Consider the following 16,759-nt stretch of genomic DNA (forward strand, 5'->3'; position numbering starts at 1 on the left):
ACGTCGCAGGCGCCCGCCGAGGTGGGGGCTCCTCGGCGGGCGCGCCCAGCATCGCCGATGATGCCGCTCCTCGGGAGCGCGGCAAACGCATCGCCGCGCTCATCGGCTACCCGAACACACCGTTCACGTAGTCGTGGGTGCGCTGATCCTGCGGCTCACTGAACATCGCGTCGGTGTCGCCGTGCTCGACGATCGCGCCCGGGGTGCCCTGCGAGGCGAGGAAGAACGCGCACTGCTGTGACACCCGCTGCGCCTGCTGCATGTTGTGGGTCACGATCACAATCGTCACCTCTTTCTGCAGCTCCACCATGGTCTCCTCGATCACCCGGGTCGAGGTCGGGTCCAGCGCCGAGCAGGGCTCGTCCATCAGCAGGATCTTCGGCTGCACCGCAAGCGACCGCGCGATGCACAGCCGCTGCTGCTGACCGCCCGAGAGACCACCGCCGGGCTGCCGCAGCCGGTCCTTGACCTCTTTCCACAGGCCGGCCGAGGTGAGGCAACGCTCGACGATCGCGTCCTTCTCATCACGGGACACCCGCGTGCCGGTGAGCTTCAGCCCGGCGATCACGTTGTCGTAGATCGACATCGCCGGGAACGGGTTCGGCTTCTGGAAGACCATGCCGATGTTGCGGCGCGCGTCGGTCAGCTTCTTCGACGCGTCGTAAATGTCCTCACCGTCGATCAGCACCTCACCGGCGAGCGATGCCGACGGCACTAGTTCGTGCATCCGGTTCAGGATGCGCAGGAACGTCGACTTGCCGCATCCGGAGGGCCCGATCAGCGCGGTCACCTGGCCGGCCTCCATGGTCAGCGACACCCGGTCGAGCACCTTGTGGTCGCCGAACCACGCACTGATGTCACGCGCCTGGAGCGATGCGAGCGGCTGAGTGGCCGTCACCGTGGTCGTCGGAGCGTGCATTGACTCGGCGATCACAACCGGCGGCGCGGCGAATCCCCGGGAGCCAGTCATGGCCTGCGCTGCCTCAAGTGTGGAGTTCTGAGGCGTTGTGCCGCCATTGGGAGTCCTTTGCGGTGTAGAACCCGTGACGTTGCGCCACCAGGACTTGTCCACTCGGTGTGCCCGACGCGCGGATGGCGCGGTGTCGTCGACGGACAACTCGGGCGCATCCTTCCCCTCCGGCGCGCCGGAGTCGTGATCGGCTTCGCCAAGAGTGTCGACCGGAATGTGGGTTGTGGTGTCGTCCGTCATGGGTGCAGGGCTTTCGTGTGAGCGGGGAACGGTCATGGTGAGCTTGGCGTTTCAGATCAAGTTGGGCATGATGTTGACGATCGCATCGGCGGTGCCCATGCCGACGATCAGCAGCACGGGCGCCCCGGCGAGCCAGGTCTGCCAGCGGCCAAGGTGCCGCCATGCCCACCTAGTGCCGACGGCTGCGGCGACCATGAGCATGAGATAGACGATGACGACCGCCCAGCCTGAGGAGTCGACGCCGAGGGCGCGTTCCTCGGGCGGCAACGCCGTCTCCGTGAAGATTCGGCCGGGCGTGTCCTGGGTGTCGGATACGAGCGCGGCGTCGAGGTGCAGCGCACCGGTGAGGAACAGGGCAGGGCCGTCCGCGGTGACCAGTTCCAGCCGGCCTTCCCCGCGGCTTGGGGCGGCGGGCTGTGGGTCGCCGGCGCGGCGCAGGCCGAAGACCTCGAAGGTGTTCACGCCCTGGCCGGTGGTGACGCGGATCACGTCGCCGGGTTGCAGCCGGGATAATGTGCCGAACGGTCCGCCGTAGGTGGTTTGTCTGCCCAGGATCACGCTGGTGCCGGCCTGGCCGGGGAGCACCGAGTCGCGTCGATGGCCAGGAGCCTCGCGAAGGGTCTCTGCGGTGGTCCCCTCGACAATCACCTGACGCAGTCCCAGTTTGGGGATCTCCAGCAGCGCCAGTGGAGTGCCGGCGGCCACGGGGTTGTCGGTGAAATCGATCTGGCTGACCGGTGTCTCCGATTTGGCGAGCGAGTCGCGCAGCTCGTCGTAGCCGAGCGTCTGCGCACGCTGGTGTTGCAGGCCCGAGATGACGACGACGTGCAACAGGAAGCCCAGCACCAGCGCCGAGATGGTCAGCCAGGCCACGCCCACCCAGTACCGAGTGTCCTTCACGCGCGGGGTCAGCACGGCCGCAGGCGGCACGTTGAGCAGTTTCACGGGCGGCATCCCCGACCCGCCGGCGGACGTTGCCCTGTCCGGGCCGCCGCGTGCACTGCGGGCGGGACGCAGGCGTGGCAACCGCACAGCAGGCAGCTGGCGAGTGCGGGTCTGGTCTGGGGCGACCTCGCCCGGGGCGGTGGCCGTCAGTTCCTCGGTCGTCATGCGGTTGCTCCCGAAAGCACGGCGCGGGGCCGGCGCATCCGCAGCAGCCACCATGCGAGCAGGCCGAGCAGGACCACCGCTCCCGCGATTCCGAGTCCCCACCACAGCCCGCTGGCGGGGTGGTCGGTTTCACCGAAGGCGGCGGCGTCGCTCGCGATGATGAAACGCACGTTGGTGACATGCGCGGACTGCCAACCGGTGGCCTCGGCCGTGTGCGCACCCGGGGCGAGGTCCTTCGGCACATCGAACTCCGCGACGACTCGCCCGTCATCGCCAGCCGGGTAGGAGGCGATCACCACCGGGGTGGAGTAGATAACCAGCTGCACCTGCTCGCCCGGCGTGTATCCGGTGCCGGTGAAGGTGGCGCGCTGTCCCGGTTTCGGGTTCGTCGTCGACAGCATCGCCCGGTCGGCGTCCGTCTTCGGTGCCTGCCCCGGGGTGGGGGCCTGCGGCGCGGTCGGCGCCGGGTCGGCGGCCGTTCCGGCGGGAGCTGCCGCGCCGCCCTTGCTCCCGCCCGGGTTTGCGGGTGCAGCGGTCTCGGTGGGCGCGGGAGCGACGTTCTCCGTGGGCTTCTGCGTGGGCTGCTGTGTGGGCTGTAGAGACGGCGATGTGGTCGGGATCGACACATCGAGCGTCGGCCCGGCCCACTCGTCGCCCTCGACAGCGTGCGCGGCGCCGAGCGGCACGGTCAGCAGTGCACCGAGCAGCGCCGTCATGACGGCAGCGCGAAGGGTCGTGCGCGACCGTGGGTGTGGGGGACGGTTCGAAGGGCTCATCAGACGGTCTCTCTCTCGGCGGTTTCAGAACTGTGGGCGGCGGCCTGTGTTCGCTGGGCCTGCTGCACGGCGTGCTCGACGGTCGCGGCCAGCCGCACCCGGTATCGACGCCGCCAGCGCAGGCCGAACCAGATGCCGCCGGCGATCAGGAGCAGCGCGAGCAGCAACGTCCACGGGATCGCCCAGCCGGTCGCCGATTGGCTCACAACCTCGGTCGGCGTTGCCTCGCCCGCGAGCTGCGGAACGACATCGACGGTGGCCACGGCGAACAGCAGCGCCGGGATGCCGGTGAACTCCAGTGGCACATGCACGCTCTGTCCGGGGACGAGGTCTTCCACCCGGCCGGCCTCAACCGAGGCGAGCGGGATGCCGAACGGCCCGGTCACGCTCACGCGTTGCCCGGCGTGCACGCGCACGTTGCCGGAGTTGGTGAGCTGGTACTCGACCCGGAGGGTGCCGTCGAACGGGTTCAACGCCGGGGTGTACTCGGAGACCAAGCCGGCGACGGTCAGCCCGGGTGTCAGCTCGCCGTCGACGCGCAGGTAGATGCGGGCGCCGACGCGTTGCTCGACGATGATCGGTTGTCCCTCGGCGTTCTCGCTGCGCTGGCTGACTGCGGCGACGATGCCGGCGGCGTGGTCGCCTGGCGACGCATTGGTGGGCACTGAGATCTGGATCGGCACCTCGGCGCGGGAGTTTCCCGGCAGGGTGAGCGCGATGGCGCCTTCCTGCACGGCAAGGCACGCGGCCGGCGCGGTGGCCGGGTCGGCGCAGGCGGTATCGGCGGCATCCGATTGCACGGTGACCCAGCTGCCCGCGTCGGTGTTGTCCGTCGGTCCGGACGACAGGGTGAACGCGCCAGTCTCGGTGTCGTTGATGCCGTCGGCCGGGTACACGGCGAACGTGACCGGGCTCGGCGTGAAGTTGGAGATGGAGACCAGATCGCTGACCACCGAGCCCGGGGCGACGGTGAAGTCGAACGCCTGCCGGCCATCGGGGCCGCCGACACCACCGGGCTGTACCCCCCAGGTCGGGGCATCCGTCCCCGCAGTGGGCGCCACAAGCGCGATAGCGGGCGAGACCGGCTGCGCGGCCGTGGCGGCGGCGGTTGTCGCGCCCAGGATGCCGAATGCGGCGAGGAGCGCGGTGGCAACCCTCAGCACTGGTGTTATCGAATGCGATGGCATGTGGTGGATCGTCGTCTTTCAGAACTGGAACGCTCGGGTGAGGGTGTGTTCGGAGCGGAGCTCCGCTCCGAACACACCCCCGGTCTCACACGGAGACGCGGCTGGCGTCAGGTGAGGGTGATGGTGAGGGTGGAGCTGTAGCTGCCGGCGGGCGTCGACGACGGCGCCTGCAGCTTCAGGCCGGCGTTCACCTTGCTTGTAACTGTGCCGGCCTGCGCCGAACCCACCGCCGACAGCAGCGGCTTCGAGTCGGCCAGGCCGGGCGAGCCTGCCGCAACCACGCTGCCGACAGTCACGCCGGTCGGAAGGGTGCCGACTGCGGCCGGGGTCCAGCCCAGCGCACTGGCCGGGATCTGGTTCGCGCCCGAAACGAACGGGTCCTTCACCTTGCCGCTCATCGACCAGCCGGCGTTCTTGTCGAGACGACTGTCGATGACGGTGACCTCACCAAGCTGCCCGGTCGCTTCGAACAGTGTGCCCGTGTTCGACGCCTCGCCCAGGCTTGCCGCCGATGCGCCCTGCAGTGCGACCGTTCCCGGTCCGCCCGAGGGGATGTCGACCGTGATCGTGGTGTTCACCGGTGTCGCAGGAGCGGCTTCAGTCTTCACCGTGATGGTTCCCGAGGTTGAGCCCTCGTGCGCGGTGTCGCCGGAGTAGACCGCCTTGAAGACGTAGTCGGTGCCCGCGGTGAGTGCTCCCGACGTCCACATGACAACGCCGTTCGTCACCGTGCCGGTGCCCTGTTCCTCGCCGGCGGCGTTCTGGAATGACACCATGCCCGTCGCCGCGATCGGCGCCACGGTTGCCGTCAGCTCCACGCTGCCGTCAAGCTGCGGCGAACCCGCGATCTGGGTCGTGGTGTCAGTCTTATCGACCGGGGCGGGATTGGTTCCCAGGAAGCTCCAGCTGTTGCCGTCGGCGGCGAGTTCGAAGTCAGCGCGGAAGTAGGGCTGATCCGGGTTCACCAAGTCAATGCCACTGGTTTGAAGAAGAACAGAGAAGGTGAGGGGCGCGTTGGTCGACTGAGCAATGTTTCGCAGCGGGTCAACGTTACTGGTGGTGAGCAAGCTGCTCACCTGGGTGAGGCTGGCAGCGTTGAAGTCGTAGACCGGCGCGGCGGCGCTGTTGGCCATAATGCCCGTTGTGTCTAGCTGGACAATCTTCTTGGCACCGTTGTGGGTGTAGGTGAGCAGGACTCGCACATTCTCGGGCTTGGAGGTCGTGTCGGAACTGGCGACCCCACCCGTCCAAAGACGCGTGAGCCCCGTGCCGCCTGAGTAGCCCGCACCCGGCGTCGCAGTGAACACGCCCGATGTTGGCGTCACGTACAGAGGCGCCTGATACGTGCCCAGAGCGGGGTTGACATCTTCGGCGGCCGCGTGAGCAGGTGCGACGGTCGCGGCGCCCACGAGCAGAGCAGTGAGAGCTGTGGCCGCTGCCAGCAGCGCCCGGCGCGGCGACCGGCGGGATGGCCTCAGGGAGGGGGGAACGGGAATCATGCGATGCCTTTCTAATTCGGATTACTGGGTTGAGGAGAGCGGGATTTGCCGCTCCTCTTGACGGAAAAGGGCAAGCTTCTGTTCAGGCTCATGTGGACGGGCCGCGCCTTCGAAGGAGCCAGGGGCCGCCAACGAGACCGGCGGCGCCGACGGCGATGGCGCCCATGAGCCCAACCGTCGATGAAGCCGGTGCGGCAGGCGTCTCATCAGCGGCAGCGACCCCCGCCGTCGTGATTGTCGTCGCCGTTTGGGAAGCGAGTACGGGGTGAGATGACGCTGGCCCCGCTGCCGCTCCCTGGGTAGGTGCAGCACCTGTGGTCGTTGACGAATCCTCGTCAGACAAGTCCGCTCCAGGACTGGGCGCGATCTCGTCGGCGATCGCGAGCGTGCGCGCACGAAGGTCCGCGGGGAGTGGAACGTAACCGGCTGGCAGCTGCCCGCGCGCCTCCCCGGGTTTCTGCCCGTCGCCCGCCGCGTAGCGGAGTAAGGCGGCGTAGTCCCCGCGCGCCCTGTCGTCGAGAGTCGCGGCGTTGTCATCGATCAGCGCGTAGAGGATGCCGGTAAGTGGCCAGGCGTTTGCGGGGAGGGCTCGAACGTCGGTCTTCGTGACGCCCTCGACGCCGTTCTCGACCTGCGCAGTCAGCGCAGCTGTCTGCGCCGCATTGTCGAACGACACGACGTCGTCCTTGTTCGGTTGTACGAGCGACGCGATTCGTAGGTTGTAGCGCAATGCTGCGGGCGCGTCGACCACAGTGATGACCATCCCGGTGTCGAGGAGAGGCCCGCCGGCGACGAAGTCGCCTGAGACCCCGGGTGAAACCACTTTGAAGCTGTCCCATATCGTTTTGTCCGCCGGGTCGAGGCGGGCGGTCGCCACAGCAGCTGCCGCAAAGCTGTTGACGTACGGGGACTTGGCCAGGATGTCGACCTGTCTGCCCTTCCTGAACCGGTCGGCGTACTCCTTCCCCGGAACGAGCCAACGGTCGGACTTCGGGAAGGTGTCGATGCGGTCGGAGGAGAGGTCGAAGTCGACACCACCGGCGAGTGAATTGGGGTGAGCGGACGGCAGGAAGTATGGATTAACCGTCATGCCCCATGGGTCGCGGGCGCCTTGGAGGAAGGCACGTGCCTCGTCGTCCGCCTGGATGTATTCCCACAGGCGGGCGATCGCGTCGGAGCTCGATGGGCCAACGAGTACTGGGGCAGGGTTGTCCGCGCCAATGCTGACGTTCTGGTCGGCCAGTGCCGGGTTGAGCGCGATCACGTCTGGGTCGCTGGCCCAGGTCGGGTACGTTCGGTTCACCTCGCCGAGGTGTGACACATCCGTCTCGGCACTGTCAACAGCGACTTGGTACGGGTACGAGTTCGTGAGAATCTTCGCCAGGAGTCGAGGAGAGAGGGTGAGGTCGTATTCGCGCTGGAGCGCGTCGCGGTACTGGTAGGCGACCACAGGCGCCGAAACGGCCACGGGCGCGTAGTGGAGCTTGGCGGAGTCGAACTGCGCGATCTCCATTTCGGTAGAGAGCGATCGTCGATCGATCGGGTCCTGCACGAAGGCGAGACCGCCCCCCGCGAGAAGCTGCGTCCGGGCGAGATCTTCACTCCCCGAAGCCAGCGAGTAGTTTGCTCCTCCTTCCGCCGTGCAGAGTGCGGGCTTCCATGATGAGGCCGCTGCAGTGATCAGCTCTGAACCGACCATGCGACGCTCGCTGACGCCGGCGGGACACGAGACGTCCACATCGGTGAAGTCGAGCGGGATCACCATCCGATTACTCCACGTCGCGCAAGCCGGATCGATGGGACTGCCAGACTGCGATATCGGCGATGATTGCCCGAAGGGGATGACGGTCTGATGGGCTGGGATACACGAGCTTCCGTCCGGGTGCACCACACTGTGCGATCCGCGGGGCACGACGATCAGCCAGCAGCGGTTTCCCGCCCCGCCTTGGTTTTGGCTCAGGCCGCAGCCCAACGCCGGAGACGCGTCCGCGGTCTGCACCTCGAAGGTCCGCTGCCCACGCCGGTCAGCGCCGAAGCGCGCGTCCAAAATCTCGTTCGTCGTCGAGGGCTGAAAGTAGTTGAGAAGGCCGCTGGGCTCGCCAAGCTTCCGTTCGCTCGCCAACTTGGTCGTTGCGTTCTGGACGGTGCGGAACCGGACACTGCCGCGATCAAACCCACCCAGCTTGAGCTTTCCCACTGTGGCATCGATCTGGCTCTGGAGAAGACCGCCGTCATACGCGCCGTATTGACAAGTCTCGGCAAAGTCCGGTGCACTCGGGTCGGTGCCCCAGCACTGCATCATCGTCAGGTAGTTCCCGAGCACTGACGAGTTGCTCGCCGGAGTCGTCGCCGCCATCCCGGAATAGGTCAAAGTCACTGCCTGATCGGTGAGATCCCGAGTCTGCGAGACCGTGATTTGCAAGTCCTTGAAATCGAGCCAGTGCCCCGAGCCGTCGGCGTTGTCGATCAAGTGCGTGCGTTCGGGCTGGTAGTCCTGCAGTTGGCCGTTGTCGCCTGCCCACTTCACGGTGACGGTCGAGTCCGTCGCGCTCGGGTCGGTGGCCGCTTGCGCTTGCTCGAGAGTGACCGGCTGTGCGGTCAGGAGCCCGACTGCGGCGAGCATGACCGCACCGAACGCCACAAGTTTGCGGGCTCGCACGTTGGGGCGGAAAGCGGATGACCGGGACATGGAGACTAGAGACCTTTCGTACGCGCAGAGGCCGCCTGCGATGCCGAGACCGAGCCGAGCTCGCGTCGGCGGAGGCGGGAGAGAACGGGGGGAAGGAGTACCCCTGCGAGCAAGAGAGCGCCTGCGGTGACCATGAGAACGTTTGTGGAGATACCACCCCAGGGCAGTCCCTGGGGGCTTGCGGCCACGCTGATGGGAAGCGTCGAGTCGATGGTCGTCTCATCGCCGACCACGGTTTGCCCGTCAGATGCCGAGCCTGTTGTTCCCTCAGAACCGGTGGCGGCTGCGCCGCCGGCCGAGGAACCGCCGGCACCAGCACCTCCGCTGGCGACTGTCGACGTCGCGCGTGCACCTCCGGTTCCCGTGGTGCACTGCGTGGCGCCTTGCTTGTCGCAGTCCTGCGGAAGTGGTGCCTCGTTTGCGAGCTTGTTTGAGCCGTCGGGGCTGAACGTGGGGTTGTTGCAGGCGCTGATGCCCTTGATCGTGGGGTTGCCGCCCGGAATCCGCTGAACCTGTTCCTGCCCAGCCTGCACCAGGTTGATCGGCAGCGGCGAGTAGCCCAGCGATTCGGCGGACTGCTGTCCCTCGCACAGGAAGTAACTGGCGAAGTCGGCGAGGGTGAGCCCCTTGTCTTCGGTGAAGTTGTACTCCAGCGCGGTCGGCAGCAGCATGTACGAATACGACGACAGCGGGTAGGTGCGTGGGTCCGCGTCGGTGTAGACGCCCGAGAGGTCGCTCGTCAGGTACTCGGGTGAGGCGGCGTCGTTGTTGATGCGCGCCTTGAGCAGGGCTACCGCGACGTTGGATGCCGTCGGTTCGGCGTAGTAGCCGGCACTGTTGAGCACCTTCGCCACGGGGAAGCCCGAGTTCAGTGCATAGGAGTACTCGACGTAGGTGATGGCGCCGACGGACGCCGACTGGGCGACGTAGCCCGACACGCCGTTGGAGCCGGACTGCGCGACGAACTTCGAGCCGGGGACGACAGGATAGTTGCTGGTGATGCCGCAGTTCGCGCCGCGGCCGACGTCGACGCAGTAGTCGCTCCACAGTCCGCCGTGCTGTGAGCGCATCCACGACGAGAACTGGGCGGAGGTGCCGGAGCCTTCGGAGCGGACCACGGGGACGATGGGGATCGCCGGCAGGGCGAGGCCGGGGTTGTCGGCCGCGATCGCCGGGTCGTTCCAGACGGTGATCTTGTTGGTGAAGATCTTGGTGATCACCTCGCCCGACAGGCGAAGGTTCGTGACGCGCTTGCCGGCAATGGTCAGGTTGTACATGAACGCGGTGCCGCCCGCGACGATCGGCATGTAGGCGAGCTTGCGCGGCGGCGCCGGGTCGGCCGCGTCCGAACCCTTCAGGTTGTAGGGGATTTCGGATACGCCGAAGTCCACGGTTCCGGCGGCGAACAGGGAGCGGCCGGCGGATGAGCCGGAGTTGTCGTAGGTGACCTTCCATCGGTAGTTGTCCCACACGTTGCGCATCCACGCTTCGAGCGCGTTGGCCGACCAGGACGATCCGGCGCCGGCGATCGGCCAGTGGGTCGTGCCCGCCGCCTGCGCGGCTTGCGGGTGCGGCAATAGGATGCCCGCGATGAGCGCGGTGGCGCCGACCATCCCGGTGAGAGCTCGGACGAGGTGGCCGCGGGCGTTCATCGGGTACTCCAAGTGGTTGTCGCGACGGTGTCACTCGCAGCGAGTAGGCGTTGTTCGTAGCGTTCGGCTTCGCGGCGCGAGCGCGCGAGGGCGCGACGGCGCTGGGCGGTGGTGAGGTCCCCTGGCCCGCGCCCGCCGATGACCCTGGCAACGGCGAAGAGGATGAGCACGAGCACCATGAGCACTGCGGCGGTGCCGAACCCGCGGGCGATCATCGTCGGTTCGGGGCTCTTGACGAAGTTGAAGGTCGCCAGCGGCAGCGACACCATCGGCCCGGAGAAGGGGTTCAGGTTGAGGAACTGCGTGAACCCGGCGGTCAGCAGCACGGGGCTGGTCTCGCCGATGCCGCGGGCGGTGCCGAGGATGATCGCGGTGGTCAGCCCGGAGCGCGCGGTGGGAAGGGTGACCCCCCAGACGGTGCGCCACTGCCCGGCTCCCAGCGCCAGCGATGCCTCCTTGAGGTTGCCCGGCACCAGGCGCAGCACCACATCCGCGGCGCGGATGATGATCGGCAGCATCATCACCGTGATCGCCAGGCTCGCGGCGAATCCGGACCGGTCGAAGCCCAGGAAAACCACCACTGTCGCGTAGATGAACAGGCCGGCCACGATCGACGGCAGCGCGGTCATGGCCTCGACGACGGTGCGCACGAACCGGCTGAGCGGTCCAGGGATCTCGGTGAGGAACAGTGCGCAGGTGAGCCCGAGCGGGATCGAGATGGCCAGGGCGATGCCGATCTGGATGAGGGTGCCGACGATGGCGTGCAGGATGCCGCCGTTGCTGAGCGGATCAAGCGGGCCCGCCATTGACATGTCCTGCAGGTAAAAGTTCGGATGCGGGAGTGCCTCGGTGCCGCGGATGAAGGCGAAGATCACCACGACGGCGAGAGCGAACACGAGCAGCATCGCCGCGGCGTGGATGATGATGGAGGCGAACCTGTCCTGGATGGCCGGCCCGTCCTCGGTGAGACTGATCATCACCAGGTAGACGGCGACGAACACCGCAAATCCGATCAGCAGGAAGCCGAGCACGCCTTCCAGCGGCAGGCTCTGCGTGTAGAGGAACGTGGTGATCGCGATCGCCGACAGCGCGCCGGCGATCAGGGTGGCGACATCCTTGGTCCGCACGGTGGCGGTGTTGCGGCGAGGTTCCGCCCGCGGGTCGTCGCCAGCGTGGTTTGACGCATCGCGTGCGGGCATTGTGGTCCTCGGGCGCGCGGTCACTTCCGCGGTCTGGGGGTCAATGGTGAGGGTCATGGGTTTATGCCTCGCTGGATGCGCCGGAACGGGACCGGGCGATGATGAAGGACGCGCCGAAGTTGACGAGCAGCGTCAGGAGGAACAGGGCGAGGCCGGCGGCCATCAGCGCGCTCATCTCGAACGGCGATGCTTCGCTGTACCGCAGCGCGATCATGGATGAGATCGAGTTGGTGTTCTTCTCGAGGATGAACGGGTTGATCGCGAAGATCGGCGAAATCACCAGGTACACCGCGATGGTCTCGCCGAGCGCCCGGCCGAGGCCGAGCATGGTGCCACCGATCATTCCGCCGCGTCCGAACGGGATCACCACGGAACGGATCATGCCCAGCTTGGTGGACCCCAGCGCGAGCGCGCCTTCCCGTTCGCCCAGGGGGGCCTGCGCGAACACCTCGCGCATGATCGAGGTGGTGATCGGGGCGACCATCATCGCGACGACGATGCCGGCGATGAACGCGCTCGCGGTGAACACGGTGGGCGTGTCCAGCGGGTTCGTCGGGTCGAAGTTCGGAGCCGCCAGGAACGGGATCCAGCCGAAGTAGCTGCTGATCCACTGGCTGACCGGCAGCACCAGCGGGGTCAGCAGGAAGAATCCCCAGAGTCCGTATACGACGCTCGGCACCGCGGCCATCAGGTCGACCGTCGAGATCAGGGTTTGCCTAAGCTGCCGCGGCGCGTACTCACTGATGTACAGCGCGGTGCCCGTGGCAAGCGGCACCGCGATGATGATCGCGATCAGGGCGATCGTGACGGTGCCGAACAAAACCGCCGCGATACCGAAGGCGCCCTCGTTCGGCTCCCACGACTGCGTCGTGAAGAAGCCCCATCCCGCGACGCTGAACGCCTGATAGCCCTGCCACAACAGAAATACACCGACGAACGCCATGATCAGCAGCACGACGACCCCGCCGCCGCGCACACCGCCCCGGAAGAACAGGTCCTGCCAGCCGCGCACGGTGGTCAGCCGGCGCGGGCCGTGCGATGCGGTCACCTCCGCGGTCGCGTCGTCCTCGGCCACCCGGTTGGGGAGCAGTGTCGTCATCGGGCATCCGCCCCGCTGCGAAGCGAGCTGGATACCGGCTCGGCCCGGGTCGTCGCGGCCGGGCCGCGGGTGACCGACGAGTTGATGCCGAGCGGGCCACCCGAGTGCTCCACGCGCAGCAGCCGGGCCCGGTCAGCGACGGTGACGCGGCGCAGGGCGTCGCTGGCGGCGCCCATCGCGGCGTGGGCGAGTCCGGCATCCCGGCTCAGCTCACCGCACACCAGCATCGGAACCCCGTACAGGCCCAGGTACCAGCCCACGGCGCGGCGTCCGGCGCGGATCACCTTGCCCTCGAGTTCGTCGACCCCGGCGACCAACGCGAGCGCGTTGCGTCGGGCGAGTTCGAACGATCGGTGGCTGCGCACCGTGCGTCCCAGTTCTTTGCGGTTCGACGCCATCAGCCGCCACACCACGGTGCCGTCGAGCGGGTCGGTCGGCCACTTCACCGAGGTCTCGTCGGTGTGCGCGTCAGCGGAGAGCGCTTCGGCCAGGGTGATGGACTGCACCTGCGCCAGAAATGACACGAGCATGTGCTGCCGCGAATCCTGAAACTCCGTGAAGGTGATCCGCGGAAAGCTCGTCGTGCTCAATGCTGGTGTCTCCTTGGGGCAAGAACGGATGACCCGCTGCCCGGTGAGTGCGTGCGCTGGCGCCGCGTGGCAGGGGGTGAATGGCCGGTGGTAAACGGGTACCGTCCGACTCCGTTGAGTCTTCCGCGCCAGGTTGAACTTCTGAACATCTGTGAGGGAAACAGTCGGCGACGAACAAGGGCCATCTGGCGTATAACCGGCTAACTTTGGGTGAACCCGATGATCGAGGGGTAACGATCAAGACGGCGCGGAAAGAGGGAAATGGCGTCGCCAGAGGGCGGATCCGACTGTTCTGGTCGGCTGCTTACGTGGGTGTAGTCGAGATCGGTCAGTCGCCGTCGGCGACGACGCCCAAGCCGAGCGAGGAGCAGAACTCCGTGGCATCCGGCCCTGTGATGAGCGTTGGTGTGTCGCTGGCCGGCCCGACCGGGAACACGGCGAGTGCCTGGTCGGCGCGCACGCAGAGCGCGAGGTCAGGTACCGGATGCACCGGCTCGCCGGTCACGGGAACCCCAGCAGTGCCACCGAGGATGCCGGCACTCCAGAGCGTCGCGCACATGTCAAGGGCGTTCGCGGCGGGGTTACCGAGCTCGTCACCGCTGTGCCGGACACCTTCCGAGTGAGGGGCATCCAGCGCGGCATCCTCGTAGCAGAATGCCCAGCGCTCCTGGACCTGCTGCGGCGAGATGATGATCCACGCGGCCGTGGCCAGCGTGGCGACCGACGCAGCAGCGATCCCGGCGACGGCCATGCGCCGACGCCGGCGCTTGCTGCGCTGGACGTATCCCGTGACCCAGCCGCGCATCTCCGCGCGACGTTCGGGGCTGAGTTGAGTGTCGGTCACTGGGTCGCCCCCAACCGCTTTCGCAGGCGCGTGCGCACACGATGAAGTCGCTTGCGCACGGATGCCACGGAGATGCCCAGAGTCTCGGAGGCCGCCTCGTACGAGAGTCCCTGCTCGAGCACCGCGCGGTACACCCCCTGGTCGAGTGTGGGCATCACAGCCACCTCCGCGTCCAGTTGGGTCATCAGTTCTCGCTCGCTCAGCAGGTCGTCGAATCGGTCCGCATCCCCAAACCTTGCAGCGTCGGCAATCGTAAGGCCCGGATCGTCGAAGCTCGCTGTGACCGGCCGCCGACGTGCCGAACGAAGCCGATTCGCGGTCAGATTCCGCGCGGTTACGAGCAGCCACGACCGAGCCGAACCATCGACCAAGTTGATCTTGCGTAGCTTTCGCCATGCGGTTGCGAACACCTGCTGAGTGACCTCTTGGGCGTCATCGGCGTCGCCCAATTCGGTTACGGCATGCCGGTAGATCGGTTCAACGTGCCGATCGTACAGGGCACCGAATGCGCGTTCGTCGCCGCTCGCGGACGCCGCGATGAGGTACTCATCGGTCGGATCATCCACATGCGGGACTGTAGCGCACGCAAGCGCCGGTCATGGGTTGGGCGGCTCAGGGTTGGTCAGTTCGGGTGATGTTCGTAGCGGTAGACGGTCACAGTCCCAACACCAACACGAACGAGCACCCAGCTGTTTTCTGTGGTCACTGGCGAGTCGTGCCAGCAGGCCGACGCGTCGGCCGTACTAGAGACTGAGCCCCCGGATCGATCGATGCACGAGACACGCGCAAGGAGGTCGCCGTTGTCAGGCAGCGCCGTCCACGTCCACGTGGATGTCATTTCGTCGTAGCTGAGGCCCTCGACCGTGAAATCGATGGAGGGCTCGGGGGCTGTGTGATCGGTCCACTCGCCGCACTTGGCGACGTCAGTCCACAGAGCGCAGGCTCGCACCTGAAACGCGTATGGCTCGCCGAACGGTCCGCCGGTGAGCGCGCGCGGAACCACTTGGCCGCTGAAGCCCACAACGTCGCCGATCGGCAGGCCGGCGGCATCCAGTCTCTGCACTTCGTATAGGGCCGCCACCGGCGTTAGCGCGGCGAGCTGATACTCGTAGCGGGTGCCGAGTTGCACCATTCCCCCGTCGACGGCGGTTACCGGCCCGGGCGCAGGCCGCGGGATGAGTTCGATGATGCGGCTGGCAGTACAGCCGACCTCGTTGTACCCCCAGACCAGCAGTCGGTAGGTCGCCCCGGGCTGGGTGAGCCCGGTGACCGTGGCTGTGGTGGCCTGGCCGAGGTGCTGAATCTCGCCCCCGGTCGGAGCGTGCGTGGGCGTGCACGGAGACTGGACTGGCGCCGCGTCGAGGCCGAGATTCTGTGCGTAGTAGCCGAGCATGGGCGAGCCGTTGCCGTCGAACGGCGACCAGGCAAGCACCGCCGTGCCGTGGTCGTCGTCGATGGTCGCGTTGATCTCCGTCGCGATCGGGGTACCGGCCGCTGCCGGTTCCGGTGGGGCGGGATCGGCTGGTGGCGTCGGCGTCGGCGTCGGCGTCGGCACCGGGCTAATGCCTCCGACCGGTGTCGCCTTGTGTTTAGGGGTGGGTGATTGCGGCAGAGCAGCGATTGGCGCCGGGGGTGGATCGTCGACGGTCGGCTGCTGCCCTGGCTCCGCTTGCTCCGATGATTCAGTTCCCTTCGGCGGCAGCGCCGCGTGCCAGTTCTGAATCAACTGTGATTCCTGCTGCACTGCCCACGCGTTTCCGGTAGCGGGATCGTTCAGCAGCGCGCGCGAACCGTTCACCTGGAAGACCGCGTTGCGCGCCCCACCGAGGCTGGCGACATCCGTTCGGTCACCGGTCGGATCAGCGCCGCACCGCTTCCAGGTCGTGCCGTCGGCCCAAGCGGCGTGTACGCATCCGTCCACCCAGATCGGAGCGGTCGGCCGTCCGTCGACGTCGGCGAGCGCCGTTAGGACTGCACCGTCGGGCGGGTTCACCTCGAGCAGCCGGGTCGGCGTGGAGAGGAACACGGATGTCGCGTCCGCCGAGCGTTGCAGCGTGGCGCTCTCCCCACGGACGAGGTTGAGCGGCACCGACTGTTCGGCGGTGATGAGGGTGTCACCGCTCAGCACTACCCACCCGTGTGCGGTGTCGGCGACCTGTAGTCGCCCCGTTTTCGGGAGTGGCGCGGCTTCGCGCGTCGACCGCTCCGAAGCGGAGAACCGGAGCACCTCCCCCGTAGCCGGAGCCGCAGCGACGAACCCGCCGCCGACTCCCGGCGCGATCACGGCATCAGCGCCGAGGTGAATGTCCGCCGGCTGGCCTGCGTCGAATCGATCGAAGTGCTCGAACGGAACCGTCCACGCTTCGCCGGACTCGGCGTCGAGTACCACCACGGTCGCCGATGGACCTCCGGTCGAGATGATGACCGTGGCATCCGTCGGCAGCCTTACCGGCTCGGACGCGACCGACATCGCCGGATCAATCACCGCGGCCGCCGACGTGGACCGGTCAATGGCGAGCACATGTTTGCCCTGCTGCACCACCTCGAGCTTGGAGGTGTCGAACCGAACGGCGGAGTTGAGTTCGCCGACCTCGGTGTTCACACGGCCCACCGCCTGCTCGGACCCGTTCACCACCCAGACTCCGCCGTCCCCGAGCAGCGCTTGCACACCCGGGTAGCCGGGAGTCAGCATCGTCGTGACGACGATGGTGCTGGCGAGCACCGAGCCGCTCACGCCCATGGCAACGAGCGACCTGTGGCGCGAGATCCACTTCACGTTGGTGGTGCTCCTGCGTTCCGGGCGTGTCCCGCAGCCGACCCGCGGGCGCGGTGCCGGATGGAGCAACGACACCACGCGGCATTGTAGGGGGTCGAAGTTGCGGGAAGGGGCGCGCGGAGCACCCG

At 67.3% G+C, this 16,759-nt stretch carries 13 protein-coding genes; all 13 read right to left on the reverse strand.

Annotated features, from left to right (window positions below; genetic code table 11):
* Positions 1 to 106 precede the first annotated feature (106 nt).
* Entirely contained in the window at positions 107 to 919 is an 813-nt protein-coding gene (pstB, locus tag HCT51_RS18005; RefSeq protein WP_191413917.1) for a phosphate ABC transporter ATP-binding protein PstB, read from the reverse strand.
* 342 nt (positions 920 to 1,261) lie between these two features.
* Complete coding sequence (locus HCT51_RS18010; RefSeq protein WP_166880068.1) at positions 1,262 to 2,320, reverse strand: sortase; 1,059 nt, start codon at positions 2,318 to 2,320, stop codon at positions 1,262 to 1,264.
* Positions 2,317 to 3,036 carry a hypothetical protein gene (locus tag HCT51_RS18015; protein ID WP_166880066.1) on the reverse strand — a complete coding sequence of 240 codons (720 nt, stop codon included), beginning with the start codon at positions 3,034 to 3,036 and terminating at the stop codon, positions 2,317 to 2,319. The genes HCT51_RS18010 and HCT51_RS18015 overlap by 4 nt, the downstream gene beginning before the upstream one ends.
* A gap of 59 nt (positions 3,037 to 3,095) precedes the next feature.
* A complete protein-coding gene (locus HCT51_RS18020; protein WP_166880064.1) occupies positions 3,096 to 4,259 on the reverse strand; it encodes a hypothetical protein in 1,164 nt (387 codons plus the stop codon).
* Positions 4,260 to 4,390: 131 nt separating this feature from the next.
* Positions 4,391 to 5,782, reverse strand: a complete 1,392-nt coding sequence (locus HCT51_RS18025; protein WP_166880062.1) for an Ig-like domain repeat protein — start codon at positions 5,780 to 5,782, stop codon at positions 4,391 to 4,393.
* Between the two features lie 88 nt (positions 5,783 to 5,870).
* Complete coding sequence (locus HCT51_RS18030; RefSeq protein ID WP_166880060.1) at positions 5,871 to 8,405, reverse strand: hypothetical protein; 2,535 nt, start codon at positions 8,403 to 8,405, stop codon at positions 5,871 to 5,873.
* 71 nt (positions 8,406 to 8,476) lie between these two features.
* Positions 8,477 to 10,123: a phosphate ABC transporter substrate-binding protein PstS gene (locus tag HCT51_RS18035; RefSeq protein WP_224760576.1), complete on the reverse strand. Its 1,647-nt coding sequence runs from the start codon at positions 10,121 to 10,123 to the stop codon at positions 8,477 to 8,479.
* Positions 10,120 to 11,322, reverse strand: coding sequence for a phosphate ABC transporter permease PstA (pstA, locus tag HCT51_RS18040; RefSeq protein ID WP_224760577.1), 1,203 nt, complete (start codon positions 11,320 to 11,322; stop codon positions 10,120 to 10,122). Before pstA ends, HCT51_RS18035 begins: the two co-directional genes overlap by 4 nt.
* Before the next feature lie 61 nt (positions 11,323 to 11,383).
* On the reverse strand, positions 11,384 to 12,421 hold the full coding sequence (gene pstC / locus HCT51_RS18045) for a phosphate ABC transporter permease subunit PstC (protein ID WP_166880055.1): 1,038 nt from the start codon (positions 12,419 to 12,421) through the stop codon (positions 11,384 to 11,386).
* Positions 12,418 to 13,011, reverse strand: coding sequence for a hypothetical protein (locus HCT51_RS18050; protein WP_166880053.1), 594 nt, complete (start codon positions 13,009 to 13,011; stop codon positions 12,418 to 12,420). The genes pstC and HCT51_RS18050 overlap by 4 nt, the downstream gene beginning before the upstream one ends.
* A 328-nt stretch (positions 13,012 to 13,339) precedes the next feature.
* Positions 13,340 to 13,855, reverse strand: coding sequence for a hypothetical protein (locus HCT51_RS18055; protein WP_166880051.1), 516 nt, complete (start codon positions 13,853 to 13,855; stop codon positions 13,340 to 13,342).
* The gene (locus HCT51_RS18060) at positions 13,852 to 14,421 is read right to left on the reverse strand and encodes an RNA polymerase sigma factor (protein WP_166880049.1); all 570 of its coding nucleotides are present in this window, start codon (positions 14,419 to 14,421) and stop codon (positions 13,852 to 13,854) included. The genes HCT51_RS18055 and HCT51_RS18060 overlap by 4 nt, the downstream gene beginning before the upstream one ends.
* Before the next feature lie 56 nt (positions 14,422 to 14,477).
* The gene (locus tag HCT51_RS18065) at positions 14,478 to 16,631 is read right to left on the reverse strand and encodes a hypothetical protein (RefSeq protein ID WP_166880047.1); all 2,154 of its coding nucleotides are present in this window, start codon (positions 16,629 to 16,631) and stop codon (positions 14,478 to 14,480) included.
* Positions 16,632 to 16,759 lie beyond the last annotated feature (128 nt).

It is taken from the genome of Salinibacterium sp. ZJ450 (assembly GCF_011751885.2).
In the GTDB taxonomy this organism is placed as follows: domain Bacteria; phylum Actinomycetota; class Actinomycetes; order Actinomycetales; family Microbacteriaceae; genus Ruicaihuangia.